At 71.1% G+C, this 7,841-nt stretch carries 8 protein-coding genes; 4 read left to right on the top strand and 4 right to left on the bottom strand.

Going from position 1 to position 7,841, the window contains the following annotated elements:
- The first annotated feature begins 188 nt into the window (after positions 1-188).
- From ACNFOC_RS47065 to ACNFOC_RS47055, 3 genes are read left to right on the top strand one after another with little or no spacing between them, the layout of a single operon-like run.
- Positions 189-740, top strand: coding sequence for a toxin (locus ACNFOC_RS47065; RefSeq protein WP_416965143.1), 552 nt, complete (start codon positions 189-191; stop codon positions 738-740).
- Positions 737-1,942: an MAB_1171c family putative transporter gene (locus ACNFOC_RS47060; protein WP_416965142.1), complete on the top strand. Its 1,206-nt coding sequence runs from the start codon at positions 737-739 to the stop codon at positions 1,940-1,942. Before ACNFOC_RS47065 ends, ACNFOC_RS47060 begins: the two co-directional genes overlap by 4 nt.
- Positions 1,939-3,126, top strand: coding sequence for an MAB_1171c family putative transporter (locus ACNFOC_RS47055; protein ID WP_416965141.1), 1,188 nt, complete (start codon positions 1,939-1,941; stop codon positions 3,124-3,126). Before ACNFOC_RS47060 ends, ACNFOC_RS47055 begins: the two co-directional genes overlap by 4 nt.
- A gap of 65 nt (positions 3,127-3,191) precedes the next feature.
- Here ACNFOC_RS47055 and ACNFOC_RS47050 read toward each other — a convergent pair whose 3' ends face one another.
- From ACNFOC_RS47050 to ACNFOC_RS47035, 4 genes are all read right to left on the bottom strand, one after another.
- A complete protein-coding gene (locus ACNFOC_RS47050) occupies positions 3,192-4,034 on the bottom strand; it encodes an SMP-30/gluconolactonase/LRE family protein (RefSeq protein WP_416965140.1) in 843 nt (280 codons plus the stop codon).
- A complete protein-coding gene (locus tag ACNFOC_RS47045; protein WP_416965139.1) occupies positions 4,031-4,804 on the bottom strand; it encodes an IclR family transcriptional regulator in 774 nt (257 codons plus the stop codon). Before ACNFOC_RS47045 ends, ACNFOC_RS47050 begins: the two co-directional genes overlap by 4 nt.
- Before the next feature lie 119 nt (positions 4,805-4,923).
- The gene (locus tag ACNFOC_RS47040; RefSeq protein WP_416965138.1) at positions 4,924-6,144 is read right to left on the bottom strand and encodes a PucR family transcriptional regulator; all 1,221 of its coding nucleotides are present in this window, start codon (positions 6,142-6,144) and stop codon (positions 4,924-4,926) included.
- Positions 6,145-6,484: 340 nt separating this feature from the next.
- Complete coding sequence (locus tag ACNFOC_RS47035; RefSeq protein ID WP_416965137.1) at positions 6,485-6,637, bottom strand: hypothetical protein; 153 nt, start codon at positions 6,635-6,637, stop codon at positions 6,485-6,487.
- Between the two features lie 153 nt (positions 6,638-6,790).
- Here ACNFOC_RS47035 and pgfA point away from each other — a divergent pair, with 153 nt between their 5' ends.
- Positions 6,791-7,768 carry a cell envelope lipid trafficking protein PgfA gene (gene pgfA, locus ACNFOC_RS47030; protein ID WP_416965136.1) on the top strand — a complete coding sequence of 326 codons (978 nt, stop codon included), beginning with the start codon at positions 6,791-6,793 and terminating at the stop codon, positions 7,766-7,768.
- The last annotated feature ends 73 nt before the right edge of the window (positions 7,769-7,841 follow it).

The following is a 7,841-nucleotide window of genomic DNA, read 5'->3' as shown; positions in this document are numbered from 1 at the left end:
CNGATCGCGGACGCGGCCCTCGCCGCCCACCACGAGCAGATCTTCGGGGCGTTGAAGCCCGGCGCCACCATCGGCCTCTCGCACGGCTTCCTGCTCGGTCATCTCCGGGAGACCGCCGCGGCAGCGCCCCCGTTTCCGCGGCGACGGTGAGGTGGCTGAGTCGGCGTATGTCCTGGCATATTGCAGCGGTGCGCACGAAGAAGGAGATGCGCCGGTTCGCCGGTGCCCTCATCGATCCGATGCGCGTCCCGGTCCCGGCCGACCCCGAGGCCCTGTTCGACGCGCTGGTCGACTCCGTCACGCGCTGGCGGGGACGTGAAGTGGTCGTCCGCCGCGAGGTGTTCCCGCCGCACACGGCCAGCGGACTGTGGCTGGAGGGCGACACCTACGACGTCGTCGTCATCGACAAGCGGGCCGCCGCCTGGCACCAGATCGTGATCTTCTGCCACGAGGTGTGGCACATGCACCAGCGCACCGCCGCCCCCGCGCCCGGACCGACCGCCGACGGCGACCCCCGGCCCGTCGCCGCCCGTACCGACTTCAGCCTCGCCGACGAACAAGAGGCGGACAGGTTCGGCATGTTGATGAGCGGACGGCTGCGACCCTGGCTGGAGGCCGCGGCCGAGTCCACGTCCGGAACGGACTCCGCGCCCGGCTCCGCAGTGGCCGACGACGGCACACAGCAGGGTGTCGCCGGGCGCATCGGTGCCGCCCTCAACTACCGCGGGACCAGAAAATGAGCAGCCTGATCGACTATCTCAGCTGCGGCCTCCTGTGGCTGGGCGTGCTGGTGAAGACCCCGGACCTGATACGCCACTGGCACGACCCCTATCTCCGGGTGATCTGCGTGCTCCTCGGCCTGGCCGGGGCCTGCTTCTTCCTCGGGGCGCCGCCCACCGTCGGCGCGATCAACCACCTCAGCGGCATCCCGAACCTCGCCGCGCCGCTGACCTACGCGTCGGTCACCGCGTACGGCGCGTCCTCGCAGGTCCTGATCGTCTACTGGCGGGGCGGACCGCACGTCCACCGCACCGCCCGCCGCTGGATCGTGGCGTACACCATCATCGTCGTCGGCATCGCCGTGACGTTCGCGCTGGGCCGCACCCCCGTGGAGCGCCGCACCGACCTGGACACCTACTACGCGACCACGCCGTTCATCGCCGAGATGATCGTGCTGTACCTGGCCGGGCATCTCGCCGCCGTCAGTGTCACCGCGGTGTCGGCGCTGCGCTGGGCGCGGGAGGTGCACGGCTGGCTCCGCGCGGGACTGATCACGCTGGGCGTCGGCTCGCTGTGCGGCGCCGGGTACAGCCTCACCAAGTTCGCGGCGGTGATCGCCCGTTGGTGCGGCCGGGACTGGACGGAACTCGGTACGACCGTCTCGCCGGTCGCCGCCGGACTGGGCGCGGTCCTGACCGTCGTCGGCGTCCTGATCCCGCTGACCGGACCCCGGCTGACCCAGTGGCGGCAGGCCCGGCGGACGTACGCCGGTCTCGAACCGCTGGAACACGAGCTGGCCGAACTCCTCACCCGCCGCGCGCTACGGCTGCCCCGGCCGCGCTGGTCCTCCCCCGCGACCCGGCTGGTCTGGCGGCAGACGAGCATCCACAACGCGCTCGGTCACCTGGACGCGTTCTTCGACCGGGCCCTGTACGAAAGGACGTTGGAGGCGGCGGCACAGACCACCGGCGACCCTGAGCGGGCCGAGGCGACCGCGTGGGCGGCGGTCGTCGCGGCGGCCGTGGCCGAGGAGCGCGGCCGTGCCGTCGAGGAACGCGACGGCGACCCGCGCCTCACGCCCGCCGACGAACCGGGCCGCCTCCCCGACCGGGCCCCCGGCACCGCCCTCCTCGTGCACATCGCCGACGCGCTGACCCGGTCCCCGCTGGTCGCCGCCGCCCGGGTCCGCGCCGGCACGACGGAAGGGAGCACCCGGGCATGAGCGTCATGGTGTACCTCGCCGCCGCCGTCTTCGGGCTGTCCTGCACCGTCCTGCTGCGCCGCCCCTGGCGGATCCCGCGCGACCCGCTGACCGTGTCCACCTGCGCGGCGATCGTCCTCGGCTCCCTGGCCCTCGTCTGCTCGGCACCGCTGACCCTGGGCACGGTCAACCGTCTCACCGGCATCCCCAACTTCGGCGCCCCGCTGACCTACGGCATGCTCTCCGCGTACAGCTGCTCCCTGCTCGTCCTGCTGATCCACTGGCGGGGCGGCTCCCCCGCCCGGATCCGCCGCATGGTCCTGCGCAGCATGGCCGCCTACGGCGCGCTGATCGTGGCCATCGTCGTGCTGTTCACACTGGCCGACCCGAACACCGAGCGGCTCACCGACCTCGACACGTACTACGCCAACACGCCGTACATGGGCGAGATGATCGTGCTCTACCTGCTCGGGCACAGCGCGGCCACCCTGGCGCTGTGCACCGTGTGCGTCACCTGGGCCCGCGAGGTGACCGGCCTGCTCAGGACCGGCCTTCAGCTGATCCTCCTGGGCACACTGCTGGACGTGGTCGGCTTCCAGTTCGTCAAGTACGCGGCGCTGGTGGCCCGTTGGTCCGGTCACGACCTGGACTTCCTGTCCACCGGTGTCGCCCCGCCGATGGCCTCGCTGGCCGCCCTGACCTGCTCCGCCGGCTTCGCCCTGCCGAGGCTGCTGCCCATGGCCCGCGCCCACTGGCGCGACCTCAACGACCTGCGCGGGCTGGGCCCGTTGTGGTCGGAGGTCCGCTTCGCGTCCATCGCCCCCAAGCCGCCCAGCGCCCTCCGCCAACTCCCCCGGATGCGCCTGCACTGGCGTGAAGTCTCCATCCACGACGGCCTGTTGGCCCTCACCCCCTACTTCGACGACAGCCTCCGCGAACGCACCCGCGACGCCGCCCTCCACGAGGGCCGCTCCCCCCACGAGGCCCGGGTGATAGCCGAGGCAGCGATGGTCGCCGACGCGGCCCGCCGAGCCACCGCCCAAGAGCAGCCCTTCAACACCCCGAGCACGTACCGCCTTTACGCCACCGAGGTCTCCGACACGGGGGGCTTGGTCGAGCTGGCAAGGGCACTGGCTAACTCCCGCCTAACGGCAACACCGGCGGAAAGAAAGACGCTGGCCGAGCTGGACAGCACGGGCGACTGAAGCACCCCAGGGGCGCGGGGAACTGCGCGACCAGCCACAACGGACCCGCGCCCAAAACTCAACTCTCAGCCCCCAAATGCAGGTTGCGCCAACCCCTTCCCCGCCCCCGGCACAACCAACAGCGAACCAGCAACAGGATGCGGCGAGTCGAGCCCCACCCGAGCAGTCGTAACGTACAAGTCAGTCAGATCCGCACCCCCGAACGCACACGCGGTGACCAACGACGCCGGCAACGAGACAACCCGCTCCAACTCCCCGTCCGGCGTATACCTCCGCACCGCACCCCCACCCCACAACGCCACCCACACACACCCATCCGCATCGACGGTGAGCCCATCGGGATACCCGGCGCCGTCCTCGACCTCAGCGAACCGCCGCCGCTTCGACACCCGCCCGTCCGCGTACTCGAACACATCGATCCGACGAGTGGGCGAGTCGATGTAGTACATCAACCGCCCATCAGGACTCCACCCCGTGCCGTTGCTCACCGCGACGTCATCGAGAACCAGCTGCACGGAGCCGTCCCCGGCGACCCGGGACAACGTCCCCCCGCACGCCGCCTCGTCGTACCGCATCGTCCCCGCCCACAACGCCCCGTCGGGCGCGACGGCCGCGTCGTTGGCCCGCCGCCCGGCGACCGGCTCCCGATGCAGCCACCGGAACTCCCCGTCGGGATCGAGAAGCCCGATCCCGTCCCGGAGATTGAGAACGAGCCCCCCACCGACCCGGGGCTTGGCGGCCCCCACATGCTGGTCGGTCACCCGAACCGTCCGACGCCCCGACGAGGGGTCGTACGTGTGCACCCGGGACCCGAGGATGTCGATCCAGATCAGCCGCCCCGCCGCCGCGTCCCACGTCGGCCCCTCGCCCAGCGTCGCCTCGGCCCGTACCGCCACCTCGTACGTCATCCCACGCTCCTGTGCCCGAGTCGTTCCGACAGTTCGGCCGCGCCCTTCGCGGCGAGCTGCTCCAGCTCGACCCGGCGCTCGTCGCTCCACCGGATCATGGGAACGGAGATGGAGAGCGCGGCGACGACCTGCCCGGTACGGTCCCGGACCGGCGCCGCGACACACGACACGTCCGGATTCGACTCACGGCTCTCGACCGCGACGCCCCGCGACCGGATCTCGACGAGAGCCTCCCGCAGGGCGCCCGGCTCGACGATGCTGTTGGGCGTCATCGCGACCAGCGACGCGTCGGCGGGGATGCGCGCGGTCAGCTCCGGCTCGGGGAGCGAGGCCAGCAGCATCTTGCCCACGGACGTGCAGTGCGCGGGCAGCCGACGGCCGGCCGCCGACACCATGCGCACCGCGTGCGTGGAGTCGACCTTGGCGATGTAGATCACGTCGGTGCCTTCGAGGATGGCCACGTGCACGGTCTCGTCGCAGGTCTCGGCGACGGACCGGGCGACCTGCTGCCCCTCGGCGGCGAGGTCGAGCTGCTCGGCGTATCGGCTCCCGAGCTGGTACGGACGGACTCCGAGCCGGTAACGTCCCGGTTGTCCGGGCACGGGCACGATGTACGACCGCGCGGCGAGGGTGGTGACCAGTTCGTGCACGGTCGTGCGCGGCAGTTGCAGCTTGCGCACGATGTCGGGGGCGGAGAGCGTCCCGTCCCCGTCGAGGAAGAGCTCGAGAATATCGAGAGCCCGGGTCACGGCAGGTACGAGTCGTCCCACAACCGGCCCCCTTCTAAGTGTCGTGTTCGAAATTTCAACTGACGATCGGGATAACGAACACAGGCTAGCCATAGAGGGTTGCACGGGCAATGGTCGCGTGACCACGTGACTACCGATGACTACCGACCGGCCCTGGGATCGCCCAGTTCACCACGCAACCGCTGGGCGCGCAGCACCAGTTCGAGCTCGAAACGGCGGTCCGGGTGATCGATCTCGTCACCCCACAGTTCGCGGATCTGCCGCAGCCGGTACCGCACGGTCTGCGGATGCACACCGAGCCGCGCGGCCACCTCCGGCGCCCCGCCCCGCGTCTCCAGCCACGCCAGCAGGGTCTCCGCGAGCCGCCGCCGATGCGTCGGCCCGGAGTGCTCCAGCGGTGCGAGACACCGCAGCGCGAGATCGTCGATCAGTTCCTCCGGCTGAAGCAGCACCAGCGCCTCGGTGTGCTCGGTGCAGTACAGAACGCCCCCGCCCGGCAACAACCCCCGCTCCATCAGCCCTACGGCCGCCTCGGCCCAGCGCGCCGACTTCACCGCGTCGGCCAGCGGCACCGGGGGCCCGATCGCGCCGGCCCAGCCGGTCAGCGCCCGGTGCAGCAGCTCGGGCCGGCCGGCGGCATCCGGCTCGGGCACGACCATGCGCGGCTGGTCGTACTCCATGTCGAGCAGCACCTCCTGCCCCACAGCGGGGGCGACGGCCTCGCGGGCCGGGCGGAGCAGGACACCCACGGCGACCTTGTCGGGCAGCGGCCAGCCGATACGGGCGGCGCGTTCGGAGAGGGCCTCGGCCGGGTCGCCGCGATGGTGCTCGGCGAGGAGGAGTTCCATGAGCCGCCTCTGGAGGCGCAGCCGCTCCCCCGCCTGCCGGGCGGCGGCCTCGGCATACCCGCGCACGGACTGGTCGACAAGCCCGTCCAGATACTCGTAGCCCGCGTCGACGAGTGCGTACATCGCGGGCGGCGGGATCTCGACCCGCTGCCCGATCTCGGCCAGCCGCCGCCAGGCGAGCCGCACTCCCATCCGGTAGATCGCCTGGAGCGAGTCGAGGCTTCGGCCGTGCAGGCCCTCGCCGCGCCCGAACTCCTGGAAGACGCCCGGGGGTACGGTCGGGCGGCCCTCGGCGGTCTCCAGGTGCTGGACGAAGACCTCGATGGCACGGCGGATCCCGACCAGGGCCATGGGCTCGCCCGAGTCGTCGAGAACCAGGGGCAGTTGGGGGTGCTCGCGACGGATCTCCCGCAGGATCTCCTCGGCGAGCGCGGGCGCCTCGGCCATGGCGATCGCCGCGAACTCCCGCACCTGGAGACGCGGCACGTCGTGCCACGCCGAACGCGCGGTCACGGTCGGCGGTGGTGCGGTCGCCGGATGAGCGATTGCCGACTGAGCGACCGCCGCTCGCGCGGCCGACGGCTGAGCAGTCGCCACTCGCGCGGCCCCCGACCGAGCGGGCGCCGGCTGAGCGGGCGCCGATCGAGCCGTCGACGGCTGAGCAGGCGTCGGTCGAGCCGTCGACGGCTGAGCAGATGCCGGTCGAGCCGTCGCTGGCTCAGCGGCCGCCGGACGCGCAGCCGACAGCTGAGCAGGCGCCACTCGCGCGGCCCCCGACCGAGCGGGCGCCGATCGAGCCGTCGTCGGCTCAGCGGGCGCCGGCCGAGCGGGTGCCCGTCGTGCGGCCACCGGGTCAACTCCCTTGGCCCGCTTGCTCGTACGTGACCAGAGGCGTGTTCGGCTGGGCCGGTCTCGCGTCGAGCAGCGCGACGATGCCGAAGGCGGCGCCCACGGCGAGGGCGGCGGCCAGAACCATGGTGAGTGCGGCGGCGAGCAGTCTGGACATCGCAGGGTCAGCCTCTCTGTCCTGAGGTCCGTGCGCCCGCCCCTGCCCGTCGGCCCAGTGTCGGCAGACATTGACACTCCGTCAAGGGGCGCCTACGGTTCCCGGCCCAAGAGCGGCCCGAACTCCGTCACCAACTTTCACTGGAGTGTCCGGATGCGCCGTACGACCTCTCCATTTTCCTTGATCCTGCTGGGACTTGGCACGTTTCTGCTGGTCCTGGCGCCGATGCTGGCGTGGTACGTCGAGCCGCGGGCCGCCGTGACCCCGATCGACATCGACACGACCGCCGTCTACCGGGGCACCGGAAGCTACTTCGACACCGGCGAGCTGCGGACCGTGGACGACCAGCGGATCACCGTCACCCAGCAGGTGCGCGGCGATGTCGCGGACAGCGAGAAGAGCGGCGACGCGGTCTGGGACGTGACCACGACCGTCGACACCGACAAGTCCCTGCCGGCCGCCGATCCGCACGACGCGCTGGAGTTCTTCCCCAACCGCTGGGTCACGGACCGTAAGACCAACAAGCCCGTGCACTGCTGCCACGAGAACCCGTACTTCGAGGGCGACGCCTTCCTGAAGTTCCCGTTCGACGTGCGGAAACAGCCCTACCAGTGGTGGGACAACTCCCTTGGCGCAACGGTGACTTTGCGTTACGCGGGGACCAAGAAGGTGCAGGGCTACTCGGGTTACGTCTTCAAGGGCACCGTCCCGCCCTCGAAGATCGGCACCCGCCTGGTCCCCGGCAGCCTCGTCGACCAGCCCAACTCCCCCCAGATCCTGGCCGAGGAGTGGTACTCCAACCACGGCATCGAGCTGATCGTCGACCAGCGCACCGGCCGCGTGATCTACGCCCGGACCGGCCCCCGCCGCACCCTCCGCGCCCCCGGCCACGCCTACGACGCGGTCCTCCTCCTGGACGCCGACAAGCTCGCGTTCACCACGGCCACGCAGAAGGAACAGGTGAAACTGGCGAAGCAGGAGAGCGGCCAACTGCGCCTGGTGGGGCGGTCGTTGCCGATCGGTACGGCTGTGGCCGGATTCGTCCTCGCCGTGGTGGGCGGCGTTTTGGTACTACGAGGCCGCAGGCGCCCGGAATCATCCACTTCACCCGAGTATCCACCCACGATGTGACGTGACGTCAGTTCTAATAACCCCGGAAATTGTCATGCGGGTGAGTAGCCGTCAGGAACGGCGGGGCGAAAAC

It is taken from the genome of Streptomyces colwelliae (assembly GCF_048158785.1).
Taxonomy (GTDB): Bacteria; Actinomycetota; Actinomycetes; order Streptomycetales; family Streptomycetaceae; genus Streptomyces.
This window is presented reverse-complemented; position numbering and strand designations above follow the sequence as displayed.

What these genes read in the sequence shown, in the direction of transcription:
- ACNFOC_RS47060 (WP_416965142.1), top strand. Translation starts at nt 737, where the DNA reads ATGAGCAGCCTGATCGACTATCTCAGCTGCGGCCTCCTGTGGCTGGGC.
- ACNFOC_RS47055 (WP_416965141.1), top strand. Translation starts at nt 1,939, where the DNA reads ATGAGCGTCATGGTGTACCTCGCCGCCGCCGTCTTCGGGCTGTCCTGC.
- ACNFOC_RS47050 (WP_416965140.1), bottom strand. Translation starts at nt 4,034, where the DNA reads ATGACGTACGAGGTGGCGGTACGGGCCGAGGCGACGCTGGGCGAGGGG.
- ACNFOC_RS47035 (WP_416965137.1), bottom strand. Translation starts at nt 6,637, where the DNA reads ATGTCCAGACTGCTCGCCGCCGCACTCACCATGGTTCTGGCCGCCGCC.
- pgfA (WP_416965136.1), top strand. Translation starts at nt 6,791, where the DNA reads ATGCGCCGTACGACCTCTCCATTTTCCTTGATCCTGCTGGGACTTGGC.